Source organism: Anatilimnocola floriformis (assembly GCF_024256385.1).
Lineage (GTDB): Bacteria > Planctomycetota > Planctomycetia > Pirellulales > Pirellulaceae > Anatilimnocola > Anatilimnocola floriformis.
Window position 1 is genome coordinate 2,724,258 of the sequence record NZ_JAMLFW010000001.1, and the last position, 17,654, is coordinate 2,741,911.

General features: G+C 57.9%; 18 protein-coding genes. 12 read left to right on the forward strand and 6 right to left on the reverse strand.

Annotated elements, in window-relative coordinates:
- Window positions 1-63: 63 nt before the first annotated feature.
- Window positions 64-411 (forward strand): hypothetical protein, encoded by a 348-nt coding sequence (locus M9Q49_RS10545; protein WP_254508352.1) that lies wholly within the window; start codon window positions 64-66, stop codon window positions 409-411.
- Window positions 372-1,004 (forward strand): IS630 family transposase, encoded by a 633-nt coding sequence (locus M9Q49_RS10550; protein ID WP_254508353.1) that lies wholly within the window; start codon window positions 372-374, stop codon window positions 1,002-1,004. Before M9Q49_RS10545 ends, M9Q49_RS10550 begins: the two co-directional genes overlap by 40 nt.
- Before the next feature lie 17 nt (window positions 1,005-1,021).
- Here M9Q49_RS10550 and M9Q49_RS10555 read toward each other — a convergent pair whose 3' ends face one another.
- From M9Q49_RS10555 to M9Q49_RS10565, 3 genes are all read right to left on the reverse strand, one after another.
- On the reverse strand, window positions 1,022-1,498 hold the full coding sequence (locus M9Q49_RS10555; protein WP_254508705.1) for a hypothetical protein: 477 nt from the start codon (window positions 1,496-1,498) through the stop codon (window positions 1,022-1,024).
- A gap of 69 nt (window positions 1,499-1,567) precedes the next feature.
- Window positions 1,568-3,040: a DUF1501 domain-containing protein gene (locus M9Q49_RS10560; protein WP_254508706.1), complete on the reverse strand. Its 1,473-nt coding sequence runs from the start codon at window positions 3,038-3,040 to the stop codon at window positions 1,568-1,570.
- A gap of 538 nt (window positions 3,041-3,578) precedes the next feature.
- Entirely contained in the window at window positions 3,579-4,655 is a 1,077-nt protein-coding gene (locus tag M9Q49_RS10565) for a P63C domain-containing protein (protein ID WP_254508707.1), read from the reverse strand.
- A 148-nt stretch (window positions 4,656-4,803) separates the two neighbouring features.
- Here M9Q49_RS10565 and M9Q49_RS10570 point away from each other — a divergent pair, with 148 nt between their 5' ends.
- The 3 genes from M9Q49_RS10570 to M9Q49_RS10580 all read left to right on the forward strand — a co-directional run bounded on the left by M9Q49_RS10570 (window position 4,804) and on the right by M9Q49_RS10580 (window position 6,726).
- Entirely contained in the window at window positions 4,804-5,682 is an 879-nt protein-coding gene (locus M9Q49_RS10570) for an IS1 family transposase (RefSeq protein ID WP_315861167.1), read from the forward strand.
- Window positions 5,682-6,167: a hypothetical protein gene (locus tag M9Q49_RS10575; protein WP_254508709.1), complete on the forward strand. Its 486-nt coding sequence runs from the start codon at window positions 5,682-5,684 to the stop codon at window positions 6,165-6,167. Before M9Q49_RS10570 ends, M9Q49_RS10575 begins: the two co-directional genes overlap by 1 nt.
- Before the next feature lie 112 nt (window positions 6,168-6,279).
- Window positions 6,280-6,726: a hypothetical protein gene (locus M9Q49_RS10580; protein WP_254508710.1), complete on the forward strand. Its 447-nt coding sequence runs from the start codon at window positions 6,280-6,282 to the stop codon at window positions 6,724-6,726.
- A 7-nt stretch (window positions 6,727-6,733) separates the two neighbouring features.
- Here the strand turns inward: M9Q49_RS10580 and M9Q49_RS35400 are convergent, their stop codons facing one another.
- Window positions 6,734-6,859: a hypothetical protein gene (locus tag M9Q49_RS35400; protein ID WP_261365043.1), complete on the reverse strand. Its 126-nt coding sequence runs from the start codon at window positions 6,857-6,859 to the stop codon at window positions 6,734-6,736.
- Window positions 6,860-7,047: 188 nt separating this feature from the next.
- Here M9Q49_RS35400 and M9Q49_RS10585 point away from each other — a divergent pair, with 188 nt between their 5' ends.
- The 4 genes from M9Q49_RS10585 (at window position 7,048) to M9Q49_RS10600 (ending at window position 12,577) form a co-directional block, all read left to right on the forward strand.
- The gene (locus M9Q49_RS10585) at window positions 7,048-7,509 is read left to right on the forward strand and encodes a Fur family transcriptional regulator (RefSeq protein ID WP_254508711.1); all 462 of its coding nucleotides are present in this window, start codon (window positions 7,048-7,050) and stop codon (window positions 7,507-7,509) included.
- The gene (locus M9Q49_RS10590; RefSeq protein ID WP_254508712.1) at window positions 7,510-7,974 is read left to right on the forward strand and encodes a DinB family protein; all 465 of its coding nucleotides are present in this window, start codon (window positions 7,510-7,512) and stop codon (window positions 7,972-7,974) included.
- A gap of 123 nt (window positions 7,975-8,097) precedes the next feature.
- Window positions 8,098-10,395, forward strand: a complete 2,298-nt coding sequence (locus M9Q49_RS10595) for a HEAT repeat domain-containing protein (protein ID WP_254508713.1) — start codon at window positions 8,098-8,100, stop codon at window positions 10,393-10,395.
- Window positions 10,396-10,594: 199 nt separating this feature from the next.
- The gene (locus M9Q49_RS10600) at window positions 10,595-12,577 is read left to right on the forward strand and encodes a DUF4041 domain-containing protein (protein WP_254508714.1); all 1,983 of its coding nucleotides are present in this window, start codon (window positions 10,595-10,597) and stop codon (window positions 12,575-12,577) included.
- A 384-nt stretch (window positions 12,578-12,961) separates the two neighbouring features.
- Here M9Q49_RS10600 and M9Q49_RS10605 read toward each other — a convergent pair whose 3' ends face one another.
- A complete protein-coding gene (locus M9Q49_RS10605) occupies window positions 12,962-14,089 on the reverse strand; it encodes a serine hydrolase (protein ID WP_254508715.1) in 1,128 nt (375 codons plus the stop codon).
- Between the two features lie 52 nt (window positions 14,090-14,141).
- On the opposite strand from M9Q49_RS10605, the gene M9Q49_RS10610 reads away from it, so the two are divergent.
- From M9Q49_RS10610 to nadD, 3 genes are read left to right on the forward strand one after another with little or no spacing between them, the layout of a single operon-like run.
- A complete protein-coding gene (locus tag M9Q49_RS10610; RefSeq protein ID WP_254508716.1) occupies window positions 14,142-14,615 on the forward strand; it encodes a DUF4190 domain-containing protein in 474 nt (157 codons plus the stop codon).
- Between the two features lie 14 nt (window positions 14,616-14,629).
- On the forward strand, window positions 14,630-15,550 hold the full coding sequence (locus tag M9Q49_RS10615; RefSeq protein ID WP_254508717.1) for a DUF4190 domain-containing protein: 921 nt from the start codon (window positions 14,630-14,632) through the stop codon (window positions 15,548-15,550).
- A 14-nt stretch (window positions 15,551-15,564) separates the two neighbouring features.
- Window positions 15,565-16,170: a nicotinate-nucleotide adenylyltransferase gene (nadD, locus tag M9Q49_RS10620; RefSeq protein ID WP_254508718.1), complete on the forward strand. Its 606-nt coding sequence runs from the start codon at window positions 15,565-15,567 to the stop codon at window positions 16,168-16,170.
- Window positions 16,171-16,182: 12 nt separating this feature from the next.
- Here the strand turns inward: nadD and M9Q49_RS10625 are convergent, their stop codons facing one another.
- The gene (locus M9Q49_RS10625) at window positions 16,183-17,607 is read right to left on the reverse strand and encodes a DUF1501 domain-containing protein (protein WP_254508719.1); all 1,425 of its coding nucleotides are present in this window, start codon (window positions 17,605-17,607) and stop codon (window positions 16,183-16,185) included.
- Window positions 17,608-17,654: the final 47 nt, after the last annotated feature.

Sequence of the window (17,654 nt, forward strand, 5' to 3'; positions counted from 1 at the left end):
CCCATCTAGCGCCAGGTGGGCAAGGTCGGTAACTTAGGGATCATCTCAAGGAGGTCTGGTCTGATGGAACCGATTGCCGTGGAAATTCGCACCGAGATTCTTGCCGCTTGCGATGCTGGCGAGGGCACACGCATCGTCGCCGTACGCTACGGCGTGTCGGAGTCGTGGGTGCGACGCGTGAAGCAGCAGCGTCGCGAATCGAATCAGCTTGGCCCGAAGACGGCAGCGCCGCGGCAGCCCGAGTGGAAGGCGTGGGGCGATTGGTTGGTGGCGAAAGTCACGGCTCAGCCGGACATTTATTTGCGCGAGCTGCAGGCGGAACTCAAGGCCGAGCGCGGCGAAGAAGTTTGTTTGATGACGATCTGCAATGCGTGTCGCGCGCTCGAGCTCACGCGAAAAAAAAGACGCTGATTGCGAGCGAGCATGATCGTCCGGATGTTGTCGAGAAGCGCGAGAAGTGGCGCGCTGAGCAGCAAACCATTCCTCCCGAAAAAGCAGTTTTCATCGATGAAACGTGGGCCAAAACTTGTATGACGCGGACCTATGGGCGTTCGCTCATTGGTACGCGACTGATCGAAAAAGTTCCCAGCGGCCGTTGGGAAACAACGACGTTTCTCGGTGCGATGCGAGCCGAAGGATTTATCGCGCCGCTGACAGTCGAAGGAGCCATTAACGGCGAGCTGTTTCTTTCTTGGGTGCGGAAAGAACTATCGCCGGTGTTGCGGCCTGGCGACATTGTCGTGATGGATAATCTCTCCAGCCACAAAGTGGCCGGCGTCCGCGAAGCGATTGAAGCCGTAGGTGCCGAGGTGCGTTACTTGCCGCCGTACTCACCCGACTTGAACCCGATCGAACTGGCGTTCGCGAAGTTCAAAAAGCTACTGCGCGATGGCGCGCGACGCACCGTCGAAAAACTTTGGGAGCTATGCGGCACACTGCTCGATGAATTCACCGAGCAGGAGTGCCGCAACTACTTCAAGCACTGCGGCTACCGCTACACCTAAGATGGAAACGCACTAAGTTAGTAATCCCAGATCTTTGAATTGCGAATGCAGAGAGCGGCTGCGACCGAAATGCATAGCGCGGCAAAGATTCGAATGCGTGCGTCGGGATCGTCTTCGAAGTTGATCCCGCGAGGAAAGACGAAGCGATTCGCGAGTATTGCCAATAGCGCCGCGACAGCAGCGATTCTGAGCGAGCGCAGAAATCCTGGGTTGCGAGCTGGTAGTCGCCACAACAAGCCGGTCAGTCCACCGACCCATGTCAGATAAGGGATGACGAACGACAGCGTAGTCCAGTTGATCAGCGGCGTTGAGCCCACGCTGGGCTGGGCCGACGGTGTTCGGAATGCGAAAGCTAACGCTCGAGCAAAACCCCAAAGCGCGAGCGGGACGATCAGCCCCACGGCCGCCAGCAGCAACGCTGAGATCAGTCCTCGCGCGGAATTTTCCGTGGGGTGCTTACTTAGCGTGGCGCCGATGGGAGGTTCGTCGATCATGCGATTGCCGAACCTCCGAAATAAAATCATCTCGCTCCGCGCGGGATCGACCGAAGCCGGAATTCCAACTTAGCCAAACAGTTTCGTTACCGGTTCGGCCTTCACCAACTCGCGAGGTTGGTTCAGGTGGTTGTAAACGATGGTCTGCGGGTTGATGCCGACGGCGTGGTAAATCGTGGCGAGTAACTCGATCGGATGCACGGGGTTTGCAACCGGGGCCGAAGCCGTTTTGTCACTCTCGCCGTAGACCGCGCCGCGCTTGATGCCGGCGCCGGCGACGACTGCCGTGTAGCAGTAGGGCCAGTGATCGCGGCCGTCGGCGCTGTTGCCGTTGCCGCTGGTGCTCACGCCGCGCTGCGGACTGCGGCCGAACTCGCCGAGGGCCACGACGAGCGTTTCGTCGAGCAGGCCGCGCTGATCGAGGTCTTCGATGAGCGAACTGAGACCGGCGTCGAGCATCGGGGCGGCTTGCTTCTTCATGCGGTCCGGCAAGCCAACGTGAACGTCCCACGAGTGGTTGTCGCTGTTCGCGACCTTCGGCCAGATGACTTCGACCACGCGCGTGCCAGCTTCCACCAAACGGCGAGCGAGCAAGCAGCATTGGCCGAACGTGTTTTTGCCGTACTTTTCGCGGAGGGCATCTTTCTCACTGCCGATGGCAAAGGCTTCGCGAGCCTTGCCGGACATGATGAGGTTGAGCGCCGAGTCGTAGTACTTATCGAGGTCGTACTTCGCGACGGCCTTGTCGATTTCCGGCATGCCTTGATTGACGAGATCGCGCAGGCGAGCGCGGCGATCGAGGCGAGCTTCCGAAACTTCCGGCCGCAGCGTCAGATCGTCGACGCGGATCTTCTCCATCTTCGACATGTCCATGTCGTCGCCTGGTGGAAACAGATAATAAGGATCAAAGGCCCGGCCGAGGAAACCCGCGGTGCCGGCCTTGTTGACGACGTTGCTCTCTTGCAGCGGCCGCGGCATCATCACGAACGGCAGCATCGGCGTTTCTGGCGGCTTGAGGCGGACGATGTTGCTGCCGAACGTCGGAAAATCCTTCGGCGAGGGAGGTTCCAACTGACCCGACGGACTCACCTTATCGGCGGTGTAGCCCGTGTGAATCTGATAGATGGCCGCGGTGTGATTAAAGAGCCCAACCGGCGTGTAGCTCATCGAACGAATGAGCGAGAGCTTGTCGGTGACCTTGCCGAGGTTAGGCAGCAGTTCGGTCAGATCCATGCCGGGAACTTTGGACTTCTCGGTCTTGAAGATCGACTTCACGTTCTCCGGCACGTTCTCTTTCGGGTCCCACAGGTCGAGATGGCTCGGGCCACCCTGCAGGTAAATCATGATCACGCTTTTGGCTTTGCCCCAACCGGGACCACTGCCGGGGGCGGGCGTGGCGGCCTGCACGGCTTGCGTGCGCAGCATGCCGGCCAGCGACATGCCGAGAATGCCGCTGCCGCCGACGCGGAGAATATCGCGGCGAGTAACGCCCAAATGCTTGTCGCACAAATCCTTACCCGGTTGACCAGGGATGCACAGCATCAGAAAGCTCCTTCGGAGAGGCCAAGTTTGGAGTAACTCGGTGACAGCAGGTTGAGCTTTCAACTGCAGCGGTGCAGCGAAATGCGCTGTCGGCGGGACGTAAAGCCAATACGGCAATATACTAAGATCGGCTGATGGGTGTCAAATATTTGCCGGAACGGTAGTGGTTCACTTTGAAAATTCCGGCCCAGCCGCCGGCGCGGTAGAATCTCGGCATGGTTGAATCACGAACCCGTTGCCCGGAGTGTCGCGGCTCAGGAATCGACAAGTCGCTACCCCATCGGTACACCACCGGCGGCCACAACGACCGAGCCTGCCCGCGATGCAACGGCGAATGCTATTTGGAAGATATGCCACGCGACAACGAACACAACCCAGACCCGAATCAAAACGCGGCGCAGATCGTCGCCAAGTCTACCGCAGTCGCCCAGGAGCCAGCAGCCGGCGACATAGAAGCCGCCTGGCTGGCGTGGTCCGGGCATATTCAGAACGTGGATGAACGCGGCATGACGCTATTGCGGGCCGCGTTTGAGGCAGGTTACGACGCTGGCTCGTCGGGCAGCAGTTCTGGGTCGTCTAGGTGATCGAATAGCGGCATTGGCCTGATCGGCAAGTACTTCGGCAGCGCTTTGTTTAACCGCCGCTCAAAATCGGTCCAGTCGTCGGATGATTTCATCAGCGCAATAACTGCCGAAATATGCTCCTGTAGTTTTGGATGGCCAACGTCATCTGTCAGCCATTGATGAAACTTGCTGGTGCGATGGCCCCGCGCGGACTTCGGTGTCTTAGAGCGCAGTTCATCAAGAACCCCTGGGGCAAGTCGCTTGTAAACCAAGTTGTTCGTCCAATGGCCTACGTACTGGGGCGGGTTCTTTTCCGTCGGCCAATTAAGCCCCTTTAAACGAAACAGCTGCACGTAGAATTCATCGGGAAAGCGCTTGGCCCACTTCCCGAGTTCATCTTTGATGAACGCCTCCAGAATTTCTTCGAGTGCATGACGAGCACGGTCGTACTGAAACCCAGTGGCCTCATCAACAAGCGCGGTGATACCAACTTCGGCAAGGCCACGAACGAGAATGTCACATGCATCAACAATTCGCTGCTGCTGCTTCGTGGTTTTGCCGGCATCCCGAGCCTTCAAATAGACTTCGCATACCCGAGGGAGCAATTTGGCTTCGTAGCCATACGTGCGTGCGCCGTTTTTCGAGCGAAACACAATCGGAACCGTCGCTTTCCGTAAGTCGTCATCGACAAACGGCTTAAGCGCTTCGGCAGATAAAAACGGTGGCAATCCGTCGGGCGACGAAACAGCCTGACCGCCCTTGCCCTTAGGAGATCGCCCTATTGCCTCCAGAAATGTCTCTTGCGTTAACACGCGGCGACCATCTTCAAGCACAGCGCAGGAAATTTGATTCCCGGCGATAGTCAAAGCACCGTCGTGTGTTGCCTTGACGGCTACGCCACCCCACCGCTTCGCAGCAGCTGCTTTTGCAACAGCCTTTCGTTCATCCGGCTCCATGCTCTCTGCACGAGCCTTGCCACCTTTTGCAGCGCCCAGTTCGGATAACGCCCGAGCATGTTCGCTGGCCAGTTCACTCTTCTTTTTCTTACCCATGTTTTTCTCCTTTGCATGGTAGGTTCCGTAATTGTAGCCGATGGTGCCTTCCCGAGCAAGCATAGAATTTTGAAATTAATTAGTATTGCATGCTTGCTCGGCCTAGGATAAGATAAGTCGCATCACCCGCTAATGGATGCTGCCTGCCATGCGAAAACTGAGCACCGAAAAACGAGTCATGATTCTTTCCGCTCTGGTGGAAGGAAACAGCATCAACGCCACTTGCCGCATGACCGGCGCAAGCAAAGTAACGGTGCTGCGGTTGCTCGCCGACGCTGGCACGTTTTGCGCTCAGTATCACAATGTGTTCGTTCGTGAGTTGAAATCGAAGCGCGTGCAGCTGGACGAAATTTGGTCGTTCTGCGGCTGCAAAGATAAAGCCAAGCAGCAAGGTGCTGGCGGTCATGGCAGCGTGTGGACTTGGACCGCGATTGATGCCGACAGCAAGTTGTGCGTCAGCTATTTGGTTGGCCTGCGTGATGCGAGCTACGCCGCCGCGTTCTGCAAAGACACCGCTGATCGCCTTGCCAATCGCGTGCAACTGACGAGCGATGGTTACAAGCCCTACTTGGCTGCTGTCGATGCCGCGTTCGCTGGTGCCGTCGATTACGCGATGCTGATCAAAGTTTACGGCGCTGGTGACGACGATCACCGCTACAGCCCAGCCACTTGCACTGGCTGCAAGACGGAAGTGCAATCCGGCAGCCCAGACCCAGAATTCATCAATACCAGCTACGTTGAACGGCAGAATCTGACGCTGCGAATGTCACAACGCCGGTTCACGCGGCTGACGAATGCGTTTTCCAAGAAGATTGAAAACCACGAACACGCGGTCGCTCTGCATTACTTCCACTATAATTTCATTCGGAAGCACCAGACCCTTAAAACCACGCCGGCTGTTGCCGCTGGTATCGCCAGCAAGTCGCTGACGGTGTTGGATTTGGTGACGATGATCGAAGCAGAAGAAGCAAAACTTGGCGAACGGCTTACAAGCTACTTGCCCGCAAAACGGAAGGAAAGCGAATAATGGGTCACCTGCTAATCGTTCCAATACTCCCGCAGCCAATCGCCATGCCAGAAGTGGTGGCCAGCGGGCACGTATGCTACCAATTCGACGGCGGAACGAAGTGCTGTGAGCATCTGCCAAAATCGCTGTACCCTATGCCGGAGGAGTGGGCAGCCCATGGCGAGCATGACCAGCTATCGGATGCGGCATTCGCCGGCAAGCAAGTTCAGGTGAAATTCAGAGACGATAAGCCGGACTTCAATTTCACAAAGTGGCGCAACGGACCGCCACCATATTGGGCATGGCGCTTTCGTATTGAAGAAATCAACTGGCGACGAACGCTGGATGAAATCGATGGCCCAATGATGCTTCGTTCGCTAATTCCAACTGCGGGGGCAATGAAGCCTGCGCAGACTGAAAATGCGTTCTTGGAACATTTCCACAACAATTATCCCGATTTTTGGAACCGCAACCTGCTTTGCTGGGTGTACTCAGTTTCAAAGTGAACCACTACCGCCGGAACCGCTGCCCGGCCAACGCGGCGGTTGAATTCACTTTCGCGAATTTTGTTACGCTGAACTCAGTCTGCCCACACATGCCGGATTTACAGGGGACGAAATGACTGAGCCTGAGGATGATGACTCTGAATACGACTTGGCGCCACTCGAGGGCGAACAGGCTCACGCGCCCAAAAATCAGCCGGCGGCGGGCGGCGATTATCCCGTGCAGGTGCAAGTTCGCACGAAGCCCGGGGCGGCAGCTCCGCGGCGAAAACGAAGCTCACCGATTTACGAATTGATCGGCGTTGTCGTGGGCGGCGTGATGGGCTTGTCTCTCGGTGTGCTGCTGCTGACTTACGTTTTTAAAATCGATCCCTTCGGCCTGTTTCCGCCGGCGAAGAAAGCTCCGGAAGCCACGCCAGCCGTGGCGCCCGCAACCGCCACCAACCCCAGCAGCGCACCAAGCGGCTCGGGGCAAATACCCGGACCTCCGCCGCAAATTCCGGGACCGCCGTCTCCGCAGGTCCCTGGTCCGCCAGCGCCTCAAGTTCCTGGCCCGCCGTAGCACGCGATTAGCTCTGCCACAGCAACTTCGCCGAGTGATTGCCGCAGCCGCAGTCGAATACATACGCGCAACCGCCGCCGCCAAAGTTCATCGCTGGCTCAGGGCCTTCCTCCAGTTGCGCCAGAAAATTCATCGGCTGGCCGCAAGCGTTGCACTCGGGCGTTTCATCGCCTTGAATCCACGCTGGTGCGCGCCCGCATTCGCGCTGGATAATAAAGGGAAGATTTGCGGCACACAAGCATTTCTGAACAGCGTGGGCACTTCACAACCCGCTGCAAACAGGACTGCGCAATGGCTTGCCCGCGTGCTAAAATGTGAACCATGGCCAAAGAAGCAACTCCTGGACCCGCTGCCTCGCAGCTTACTGTGCAACAAGCTCGCGAAATGCTGCGCGCCGCCGATCTGCGGAGCACGGCCTCGCGCCTCGCCGTGCTGCAGCATCTGGCCCAGTTCGATAAACCCCTCAGCCATGCCGAAGTGGCCGATGCTCTCGTGCCGCAGGGCTTCGATAAGTCGACGCTCTATCGCTGCCTGGTCGAGCTCGCCGATGCCAACTTGCTGTCGCGGCTCGACGCCGGCGATCACGCCTGGCGGTTCGAGCTCCGCCGCGGCGACGAGCACGAGGCCGGCGCCCAGCATCCGCACTTCATGTGTCTCGATTGCGGCAAGGTCACCTGCCTGCCCGAGGTCGAAGTCAAAATCGTCCCCAGCGGTAAAAAAACGCTGGCTCTCGGCGACGTGACCGAGATTTTTCTTAAAGGACATTGCACGGAGTGCAAGTAAATGTCGAACCGACTCATCGATCAATACGCGGCAGGCCCTTCGCAACTGCGAAGCGCAGTCGCCGGCATGACTCGCGATCAGCTCATCGCCCGGCCGATCAGCGGCAAATGGAGCACGCTCGAACTCGTCGCTCACATCGCCGATTTTGAACCGGTGTATGTCGATCGCATGAAGCGAATCATCGCGCAAGACAAACCAGCGATGGCGAGCGGCGATCCTGATCTGTTCGCCAGCAAACTGGCTTATCACGATCGCGATATCAACGAAGAGCTCGCCCTGATCGATGCTTGCCGCGTGCACATGACGCGTGTCCTCCGCACGCTGCCGCCGGAAGCCTTCGAACGCGTCGGCATTCACAGCGACAACGGCCCGATGACGCTGGAAAAGATCCTCACCAACATCGGCAACCACATTCCGCATCACTTGCCGTTTCTCGCGGAGAAGCGGCGAGCGCTCGGCGTGTAAGACGGACCATTGGTCCATCTCGACGCGCGGCCTACACGGGCCAATCCCAGCCGTTGCCGATATATCTTCCTCGGCCTAATATCGACAGTTCTGTCGTGCGTTGGATCGGTTTCAGGAGGCGGCATGTCCGAGTTTTTTAGTAGCCCTTTGCAGCGGGCAATCAGTCGAGGCATGCAGCCCGGCAAGAACCTCGTCGAGGAACTGGGAGAACTCAGCGATTACACCGTCAGCTCGGCCAAGGACGGCGAAGCCATCGTTGCCGCTCTCCAGCAGCTGCCGCTCGGGCGCGAAGAAAAGACCTATACCACGTCGCTCCGACTGTTGACCGGTTTGTTTCAAGATGTCGATGGGCGGGAGTCGCCGGCCTACGAAGTGTTGTTCGAAAGTGGCCTGCCTGAGCTCGTGCGAATCTTCCGCGCGCAGTTTCCCACCACCGACGACAAGCTCGCCGACGACCTGCTGTTTGTGCTGAAGATTCTCGCCATGTACGGCGCCCCCGAGGGACCGGAATGCGTGCTGCAAGCCGTTCGGCTGCCGCTCAAGCCCGGCGACTACATGTGGCAAATGGTCCTCGGCGGTTACTCGCCCGAGCATCCGCAGCGCGATGAGATTTTCGCCGCGCTCCGCGATCCGCTCCCGCCCGATTTCATCGGCATGTCGTTGCTCGATGCAGCCAACGGAGCAGCCATCGAAGGAGATCTAGCCGAACATCCCTTCGACACGCCGGCTGGTCACGCGCAGCTGCGGGCCTGGCTGGAAGACACCAATCCCGAACACTTCAGTTATGCCCACAGCGCTACGGCGGCTCTGCCGTTTCTCGACCCCGAGGCCCGCGATCCGTTGCTCGACATTGCGCTCGATCACGTCGACACCGGCGTGCAACTCGAAGGGGCTTGGGCGGCGGCGAAAGTCGGTCGCGATGAAGGGCTCGATTTTCTCGCGCGATATTGCCTCGATGTGAATCACGGCGACGTCGCAGCCCGTTACTTGAAAGAACTCGACCGCGAGGACCGCATTCCCGAGGCGGCCACGAATCCCGACTTTCAAGCCAAGACGACGTTCGCGCGCTGGCTCTCGCACCCCAACGAATTGGGCCGGGCTCCGGATGAGATCGAGATCATCGACAAACGCGAGCTCGTCTGGCCTCCTGAGCACGAGCCGACCGACTTCTGGCTGGTTCGCTTTCTGGCTCGCGACCCGGAAGGGCTGGAAGCCGATCGAATCGATTGCGGGCTCGTGGGGAGCATGACGTGGAGTTTTCTCACGTATCAAATGCACCTGCGTCCGCCGGAGGATGCCTACGCCATTCACTGCTACTTCGAAATGCAGAATCTCAATCTGATCGAAGAAGCCGAGGTCGACGATCCGTCCGATTACGCGCACCAGGTTGCGCAGTGGCAGGGTCCGCCGCTGGTCGATCTCAAGCTGCAGGAGGTCGCCGAGATTTCTCCCGAGCTGCAGATCACGCCGCGGCTGGTCGTGTTGGGTACGGCAACGGTCGAAGGCGTGCCGGGCTGGATCGTGCTCGATGGCCCGCGCAGCCAGTTTTATCCCGCCGCCGAACAACCGTCCGATGCGTCGCGCATCCCGCCGACCCTGATGATGCACGTCGGCCGCCAGATACTCGGCTTTCCGCTCACTGCCGATCGGCTTACGTACTTGAACCAAAGCAAACCGCAGGTCGATCCGGAACTGTTCCTGGGATCTTACGAACGGCTTCTCAAGGAAGTCGCCGATCGGCGCACGCCGCCCGAACGACAAAAAGAACTGCTCGTCAGCTGGAGTCCGCTCACGCGCCACTTCGATAAATATGTCGAGCTATTATCGGCTGCGAATGGCATTCCGTTAGTGCAAACTCGCATCGAGGCCTATCACCGCGTCTTAGCCATCGCCACGGAAGCCGACGAATCGATTCGCCGCGACGTGCTCGACGAGCTCGGCCTGGTCGGCAGCAAGTTCAATGATCTCGTCACCGATCTGCAGGCGACTGATAACCAGCAAGCCGCCGAAGCATTGCTCGATCTCTTCGCGCCGCTTTGGGATAGCAACCTCGGCTACGGTCAACTCAGCTCGGCAGCCTTTCGCCTGGGACGCGTCGATGTCGCCGAAAAGTTCGCATTAAAACTCCTGAACGACTACGAGCAGTATTTTCGTAGCGAAGAAATGAGCCGCCTCGCCGAACTCTGGCACAGCCGCGGCGAAACCGACCGCGCCCGCGAACTCCTCCTCGACTGCCTCCGCAAAACGGCGGTGCACATTCAAGAAAGCAAATACAACTCCGACCGCGACATGTTCGCCGCCGAATACGCAGTGCATCGCGCGACCTATCTCAAGCTTTTCGACAATGACGAAGAGGGCCTACTAGCGCAAGGAATTGTGGTGGACCCATTGCAACTACCGCGAATTCAGCGGACGGAATAGTTCTGCAATCGTTGCTTTGAAAAGTAGCTGAATTCGCCAGAATTCAGATGGTCACCTCCAATTGCCGCCTCTGAATTCTGGCGAATTCAGCTACTTTCGAATCAACCTAACAGCCTATAAGAAATTCTGTTGAAACTTCGTTGGCCGCGAGAAATGATGGTTGCTCATCATTAGCTCCTTTCCTGCCACCGGAGTTGGTATGACAACCATTCTGGCCGTTATTATTGGTTTGCAATCCATCGCCATCGCCTGGTTGCTGCTCCGCAATCTGCAAATGGCGCGGCACCTGAAAAGTTATGATCGTATCGCCGATGCCGAACAGCATTTAGCAGCCTGTGCAGAGCAAGCCCGCATGGCCCTGGAACAGCAGAAAGCGGCTGCGGCCGAAGTGAGCGCCGGCACGACTAAACTGGATGCCATCAAGTCGGCGATCGCGCACTACCAGCAAATTCTCGGGCCGGCCAAGACCGCCGTGGAATTGCAAACACAAATCGCGACCGATACCGCCAAAGTAAAGCAGCTGTCTGCCGCGCTCGGCAAGTTCGAGAATGCTTTGCAACTGAAGGCATATCTGCAGAACCAAGAGGAGACCATCCGCCAGGCGAAAAACGAATTGGATGAGTTGCAGGCGCGCATCGGCACTTCCTACACCTTCCTGGAACTCCGCGCGCAAATTGAACGCGGCACGGTGAAGATGCAAAAGCTGGCCGCAACAATCGGCAATCTGGAAAAAGCTTCCGAGCTCGAAGAGTTTCTCGCCAGGCAGCAAGCGTCGATCCGAGCGCACAGCGGTACGCTCGATTCATTGCGTCACGCCATCGGCGCCGCTCGCAAGGTTGCGGAGCTACAGGCACTGATCGAACAGCACCAAGCGCGAATCCAGCAGTTGTCGGCGACGATCGGTGGTTTGGAACGCGTGCCGCAGCTGGGGAGCTATCTGCAGCAGCAAGAACTTCGCATCCAGCAGAACAACGCGCAGCTCGCCGACTTTGCCCAAGCGATTGGCAACGCCCGCACGGCCAGCGAAATCGCGGCCCAGGTTACTTACTTCCAGAACTATCTCGCAGTCCTCAAAGCCGACGTCGGCTCGCTGGAGGAAGCCCGCGGGCTGCAAGAGTTCGGCTTTTACCGCGCTCGCTACGACTTCGATTCCTCGGAAAAATACGAAGAACGGCTCGAGACCATTCGCGATCGCCAGAAAAGCATGTTGAAGAAGGAGACAGCCTGCGCTTGCGCGTCGGAGTGGACTGTCAACGGCGACAAGCGCGAAGGGAAGAAGATGACGGACAAGCAGATCAAGTTGATGCTGCGGGCGTTCAACGGCGAATGCGACGCTGCCGTCGGCAAGGCCCGTTACAACAACGTGGTCTCGCTCGAGAAGCGAATTCAAAAAGCCTTCGAGCAGATCAACAAGCTCGGCGAGACTCAACAGACTTCGATTACGTCGGAGTTCTGCCGTTTGAAGTTCGAAGAGCTCCATCTGGTCTACGAGTTTCAAAAGAAGAAGGAAGAAGAAAAGGAAACGCAGCGAGCTCTCAAGGAGCAAATGAAGGAAGAAGAGAAAGCGGCCAAGGAAATCGAACGGGCCTTGGATGAGGCCGAGCGCGAAGAAGAAATGAAGACAATGGCGCTCGAGAAAGCCCGGCGAGAACTGGAGCAGAAGACTAATGCGGCCGCGTCGGCGCAGCAGCTTTCTAAATTAGAGGCGCTAGTATCACGACTCGAGAATGAGATAAAGGACGTTATCGACCGAAAAGTAAAAGCTACTGCGCGAGCTCAACTCACAAAATCAGGTCACGTCTACATACTGTCAAATATTGGGACGCTTGGCGAAGGTGTCTACAAAATCGGTATGTCCCGTCGTTTCGATCCGCTAGACCGCGTTGCGGAACTCGGCAGCGCGTCCGTGCCATTTCCTTTCGACGTTCACGCAATGATCTATTGCCCCGACGCTCCGGCACTAGAGAACATGTTGCACCGTCGTTTCGCTGACCGCCGCGTGAACATGATCAACCTGCGGCGCGAGTTCTTCCAAGTCAGCCTCGACGAAATTCGCGCCGCCGTGGCAGAATGCCATGGCCACGTAACCTTCCTCACGATTCCCGAAGCAGCGCAGTATCGGGAAACACTCGCGTTACGGAAAGAAATGTCCGTCGTTGCGGCGCCCTTGCAGATTGCGTAGCTCTACGACGTAACGTCGTAGGACGAACCATTGGTTCGTTCCGAAGCGGGTACCAAGCCAAACTTCTTCACGCGTTGCCCTTGGCCGGACCAATGGTCCGCCCTACCGAATCGGCGACCACATTTTTCTCGCCAGCGGCGGACCAGAGTTGTCAGCGCTCCAGCGTCTAATGCCTGGTGCGAGATTTGTTCTTTGGCAATTAAAATTTCGATCTTGGTTTGCATAGGTGCATTTCCACCCAGCAACGCCCCTCTAAATAACTATTGTAAAAGGTTGTGAAGTTTTCGTGGTGAAAACACATAACACATTTGCAGAAATACAGTTACGCGGTTCAAAAGATTGCAACAACTTGTTGTGAAGACCTAGGTGTAGGCTGCAGATTGGCTAGGGTTTGGTGAAATCGTCAGGGGCGAGGTTGAATTTCTTCCAGGCTGCGAGGTCGATTTCGCCGGTGAGGGGAAGTTGGTTGTTCTTTTGCCAGGCGATGACAGCGGAGCGGGTCAGGGGGCCGAATTGGCCGTCGAGGGTGAGTTCGGGCGAGGGCTTGAGTTGGGCGTTGAGCGCGGCTTGGAGTTTTTCGACGGGCGTCCCCTGCGAACCGAGCTTGAGAACTGCTTTGTCGGTGGCGGCTGGGCCGGTTTGGAAATGGTCAAAGACAATTTTGGCGATCTTGGAGGACAGGACTTCGCCAGCGTTGTCGTCGGTCCAGCGGCGGTCCTTGTTTTCGTTGGTGAGGACGCAGACGGCGACGTTGCCCGACGAGGTTTCGATGATGCCCGCGACGGTTCGCACGGCGTTCACCGAGCCAGTTTTTTGCAGCACCTTCACGTTGGCAGGGAGATCGCGCGAGAGGCGTTTGCTTTCGCACAGCGCTAGGTGACGACGCATCGCCCCGGTCGACGAATCGCTGGCGAGTTTGCCTTGGTCGAGCAGCTCGAGGAGCTGCACCATTTCACCGGCGGTGGTGCTGCCGAGGCCGAACTCTTTGCTGCGCTCGGGCAAGATCGAACTAGCACCGCGAAAGACCTTGCTGTGGATCTTGGTGTTAGGCAGGTTGAGCGACTCCATGGTTTTGTTGGTCGCAGCGAGGCCGACTTGATCGAGCACGAGATTGGTCGCGGTGTTATCGGAGTAGACCATCATCAGATGAATCGCATCCTGCAGCGGCAGAGTCATGCCTGCGGAGAAGTGAGTCGTGAGGATGCCGCTGCCGGGAACTTTGTCGTCGGTGGTGAGCGTGAGCGTTTTTTTCAGATCGACTTTACCCGCTTCGGCTTGCCGATAGGCTTCGACCATGACGGCCAGTTTGATGAGGCTGGCCGTGGGCATCGGCACTTCGGCATCGCGAGTAAAGGAGACGTCGGTTTTAAGATGCTTGACCGAACATGTGACCTTTCCCTCGTGCGCGTCGAGCAGTGGAGTCAGTTTTTCAGCGAGCGATTCGGCAGCGTTCGCGGTAGAGAGCGAGGCGCAAGAGACGATCAAAAAGGCTGTGAAAAACCAGGCACGCATCGTAGTTCTCGGGGGAGTATACTGGGCAAACTTATTCACTAGCGGAGCTCGCATGTCGCAATATCCCTCAGGTCCTTTTGGTAACAAGGACCCCTTTGGCCAACAGCCATCGTACCAATCTCCGTATCAATCGCCGCAAGGTGGCTACGGATATCAGCAGCAACCGCCGCAGCAGAGTCCGCCCCTTTCGCCGTTGGCGATGATTAGTTTATTCAGTGGGCTGGGCTCGCTGGGTGGCCTGTTCTTTTTCTGCTGCTGTGGACCGATTGTGGGCTTGAGCTTTCTGATGGGGGTTGCGTCGGTGACGACGGGGCATATCGCGCTCAAGAAATTCCAGACCGAACCGGGCCGCGAATCGGGGAAGGAAATCGCGATTATCGGCTTGGTGTTCGGTTATATCGGACTGACGATTTCGGTGCTAAGGATCATCCTGCTGATTGTCTCGATGTTGGTGCCTGCCGTCCTTCCGGCGATTGCTCCAAACAGAAGGCCGCAGTTTCACCTCGAAATGCCAGAACCAAACTAAGCAGCAAGTGACGCATGTCTTATCCATCTCCCAACGATCCTTTCGGCCAGAAACCGCCGCCCGACTTTCCGAGTCCCGGCGGTTACTACGTGCCGCCGCAGTACGATGCGCAATACGGCATTCGTCCGCCGCAGACGTCGCCGTTGGCGATTCTCAGCATGATCGGCGGCATCCTCACGTTCGCCATGAGTTGGGTTTCGTGCTGTTGTTTCTTCACCCCGATTGTGTTTGCCGGCAGCGTGGCCTCGGTTGCGTTTGGACATATCGCGCTGAGTCAGATTCAGCGCAGCATGGGAAGCATCGCGGGTCGCGAGCTCGCTTGGATCGGCTTGGGCTTTGGTTATCCCGCCGTCGTGGTAAGTGGTTTTTTTATGGCGATCTACGTTTGGGCGATGGTGCAAGCTCCGGCGAGCGGACCCAATGGGGCGAACATGTCGAGCACGGTTGCCAAGATGCCTGGCGAAGTGGAACTGCAATCGGCCGAAGAAAAAATCGACCTGGCCGTTGACGAAACCGCTCTCGGTAATTCGCCGGAAGCGATCACGTTGGCGAAGGCTTTCAACGAGCGCATGACGGAGCAGCGCAACAAGTTGGCGAGCGACAATCCGCAGCTAGGAATGAAGCCCGATGATGGCAACTTTGTGACTTGGTGCGAACTGCACGACGGCCAGTGCGCGCTGGTGGTGCAAGTTCCTGCGTATCGCACCTTCACCAGCGAGGGAAAAATCGAAATCGAAAAGCGGGCCTGGGACGCCGCGCAGGAAGTGCTGCGCGAAAAACTGCCGCCTGAATCGGACCTCGCCGTTGGTACCAAAGGGCTGCTCCTGTGGGGCAGCATCATGACCGGCAAAACAGTTGCCGCGGGAAGCGAAAACAACGGCGTGGAGACCGAGAGCAAGAACCCAGAAAATCTCTATCCTTATTTCGATCCGTAACGACAGCGATCATTATGAAGCTTGGTATTTTTGGCGGATCGTTCGATCCGATTCACTACGGACACTTGCTGCTGGCAGAGAGTGCGCGCGAACAGCTGGCGCTCGATCAGGTCTGGTTCATTCCCGCCGCCATCGCGCCGCACAAGCAAGGCAAAACCGCAACGAGTGCGAAGCAGCGGATTGAAATGTTGGAGTTGGCGATCGCTGGCCAGTCAGCGTTTCATATTTCGACGATCGAGATCGACCGCGGTGGCGTGAGTTACACAGTCGACACGCTGCGAGCCATTCACGAGCAAGTTGCCGGCGCGGAGCTCTATTTGCTGATGGGCGCCGATTCGCTCGCGGACCTGCTCATCTGGCGAGAGCCGGCGGCAATCTGCGAACTTGCCTGGCCGGTTGTTTCGCGCCGGGCTGATGCGCCGGAACCGGACTTTTCTGCGCTCGCCCAGCTCGTCGAGCCAGCACGACTGCAAACGATGGAATCACTGCGCGTGCAGATGCCGATCATTCAATTCAGCAGCACCGATCTGCGACAGCGAGCTGCCGAGGGACGTAGCTTGCGCTATCGCACGCCGCGGGCCGTGGAGCAGTACATCCTGGCGCAAGGCTTGTACCGGTAGTTTGCTCGATCGTTAGACGAGAATGTCTTTCACCACGTCGCCGTAAACGTCCGTCAGGCGAAAATCGCGACCGCCGTAGTTGAAAGTGAGGCGTTCGTGATCGAGACCGAGGAGGTGCAGCAGCGTGGCATGCAGATCGTGAATGTGAACCGGCCTATCGACGGCTTCGTAGCCGAATTCGTCGGTCGCGCCGTGTGAGTATCCGGCCTTCACACCGCCGCCGGCCATCCACGCAGTAAAGCCTTTGTTATTGTGATCGCGGCCGCTGCCACTTTGGCCGTACGGCGTGCGGCCGAACTCGCCGGCCCAGACAACGAGCGTGTCGTTCAACAAGCCGCGCTGTTTGAGATCGGCCAGCAATCCCGCCAGGGGTAAGTCGGTCGCCAGGCAACTGCGGGCCAGTTCATCCTTGATAATGAAGTGATGATCCCATTGCGTTGGCGCGGTGATCTCGATAAATCGGACACCCGCTTCGGCCAATCGCCGGGCCAGCAAACATTGCCGGCCGAAGCGATCGGTCGGCAAGTTGGCGCCAATGCCGTAGAGCTTGCGAGTCGCTTCGCTTTCGCTGCGCAGATCGAGCACGGCGGGAACTTCATCCTGCATGCGGAAGGCGAGCTCGAACGAAGCGATGGCTCCTTCGATCTCGGGTTGATAGACCTCGCGCTCGAGCTTGTGCTTGTTCAGCCCGCGGATCAGATCAAGTTGCTGCCGCTGCAGTTCCTTCGAGAGGTTGTCGTTGGCGATGTTTTTAAGCGGCGGCCCCGGTTCCTCGTCCTTCTTCAAAAAGGCTGCATAGAAACCGGGAATCTGGTTGCCGCCAATTTTCGTTCCCTGGCAGATTGCGGGCAAAAAGCCGCTGCCGTAGTTCCGCGCGCCGCCGTTGTCGGACGGCGGATTGATCGTAATAAATCCCGGCAGGTTCTCATTCTCGCTGCCGAGGCCGTAGAGCGACCAAGCGCCGACCGACGGCCTGACGAATTGAAAACTGCCGGTGTGCAACTGCGTGAAAGCCTGCGCATGGTTCGGCAAGTCGGTGTGCATGCTCTTGATCACGCAGAGCTCGTCGACCTGCTTGGCCAGATTGGGAAAGACGCTGGAAATCCATGCGCCGCTGTCGCCGTGCTGAGCGAACTTGAACGGCGAAGCGAGCAACTTTGCGCCGCCGCGTTCGCGGCCGACGGGTGACGCGCCGCCATCCTGCTTTTGCAGCGACGGTTTGTAATCGAACGTGTCGACGTGCGACGGGCCACCGTTCATGCAGAGAAAGATCACGTGTTTGGCGCGGGCGGGAAAGTGCGTCGGCTTTGGCGCGAGTTCGTTTTTGGACTTCTTCGCATCTTCCGCCGCTGCTTGATGCGCGAGGCCGGCAAAGGCGAGGTAGCCGAAGCCGGAGGCCAGCGATTGGAGGACTCGCCGGCGGGAATAGGATTGCATATTTGATCTCCTGCCTGGCCACCGCCGAGCAAGCTCGGTGGGGTCGG

Excerpts from the sequence above, each read along its gene's own strand:
- M9Q49_RS10575 (WP_254508709.1), top strand. The coding sequence starts at position 5,682 with ATGGGTCACCTGCTAATCGTTCCAATACTCCCGCAGCCAATCGCCATG.
- M9Q49_RS10580 (WP_254508710.1), top strand. The coding sequence starts at position 6,280 with ATGACTGAGCCTGAGGATGATGACTCTGAATACGACTTGGCGCCACTC.
- M9Q49_RS10555 (WP_254508705.1), bottom strand. The coding sequence starts at position 1,498 with ATGATCGACGAACCTCCCATCGGCGCCACGCTAAGTAAGCACCCCACG.
- M9Q49_RS10615 (WP_254508717.1), top strand. The coding sequence starts at position 14,630 with ATGTCTTATCCATCTCCCAACGATCCTTTCGGCCAGAAACCGCCGCCC.
- M9Q49_RS10595 (WP_254508713.1), top strand. The coding sequence starts at position 8,098 with ATGTCCGAGTTTTTTAGTAGCCCTTTGCAGCGGGCAATCAGTCGAGGC.
- M9Q49_RS35400 (WP_261365043.1), bottom strand. The coding sequence starts at position 6,859 with ATGAATTTTCTGGCGCAACTGGAGGAAGGCCCTGAGCCAGCGATGAAC.
- M9Q49_RS10625 (WP_254508719.1), bottom strand. The coding sequence starts at position 17,607 with ATGCAATCCTATTCCCGCCGGCGAGTCCTCCAATCGCTGGCCTCCGGC.
- M9Q49_RS10570 (WP_315861167.1), top strand. The coding sequence starts at position 4,804 with ATGCGAAAACTGAGCACCGAAAAACGAGTCATGATTCTTTCCGCTCTG.
- M9Q49_RS10600 (WP_254508714.1), top strand. The coding sequence starts at position 10,595 with ATGACAACCATTCTGGCCGTTATTATTGGTTTGCAATCCATCGCCATC.
- M9Q49_RS10545 (WP_254508352.1), top strand. The coding sequence starts at position 64 with ATGGAACCGATTGCCGTGGAAATTCGCACCGAGATTCTTGCCGCTTGC.
- M9Q49_RS10605 (WP_254508715.1), bottom strand. The coding sequence starts at position 14,089 with ATGCGTGCCTGGTTTTTCACAGCCTTTTTGATCGTCTCTTGCGCCTCG.
- nadD (WP_254508718.1), top strand. The coding sequence starts at position 15,565 with ATGAAGCTTGGTATTTTTGGCGGATCGTTCGATCCGATTCACTACGGA.
- M9Q49_RS10560 (WP_254508706.1), bottom strand. The coding sequence starts at position 3,040 with ATGCTGTGCATCCCTGGTCAACCGGGTAAGGATTTGTGCGACAAGCAT.
- M9Q49_RS10565 (WP_254508707.1), bottom strand. The coding sequence starts at position 4,655 with ATGGGTAAGAAAAAGAAGAGTGAACTGGCCAGCGAACATGCTCGGGCG.
- M9Q49_RS10585 (WP_254508711.1), top strand. The coding sequence starts at position 7,048 with ATGGCCAAAGAAGCAACTCCTGGACCCGCTGCCTCGCAGCTTACTGTG.
- M9Q49_RS10590 (WP_254508712.1), top strand. The coding sequence starts at position 7,510 with ATGTCGAACCGACTCATCGATCAATACGCGGCAGGCCCTTCGCAACTG.
- M9Q49_RS10610 (WP_254508716.1), top strand. The coding sequence starts at position 14,142 with ATGTCGCAATATCCCTCAGGTCCTTTTGGTAACAAGGACCCCTTTGGC.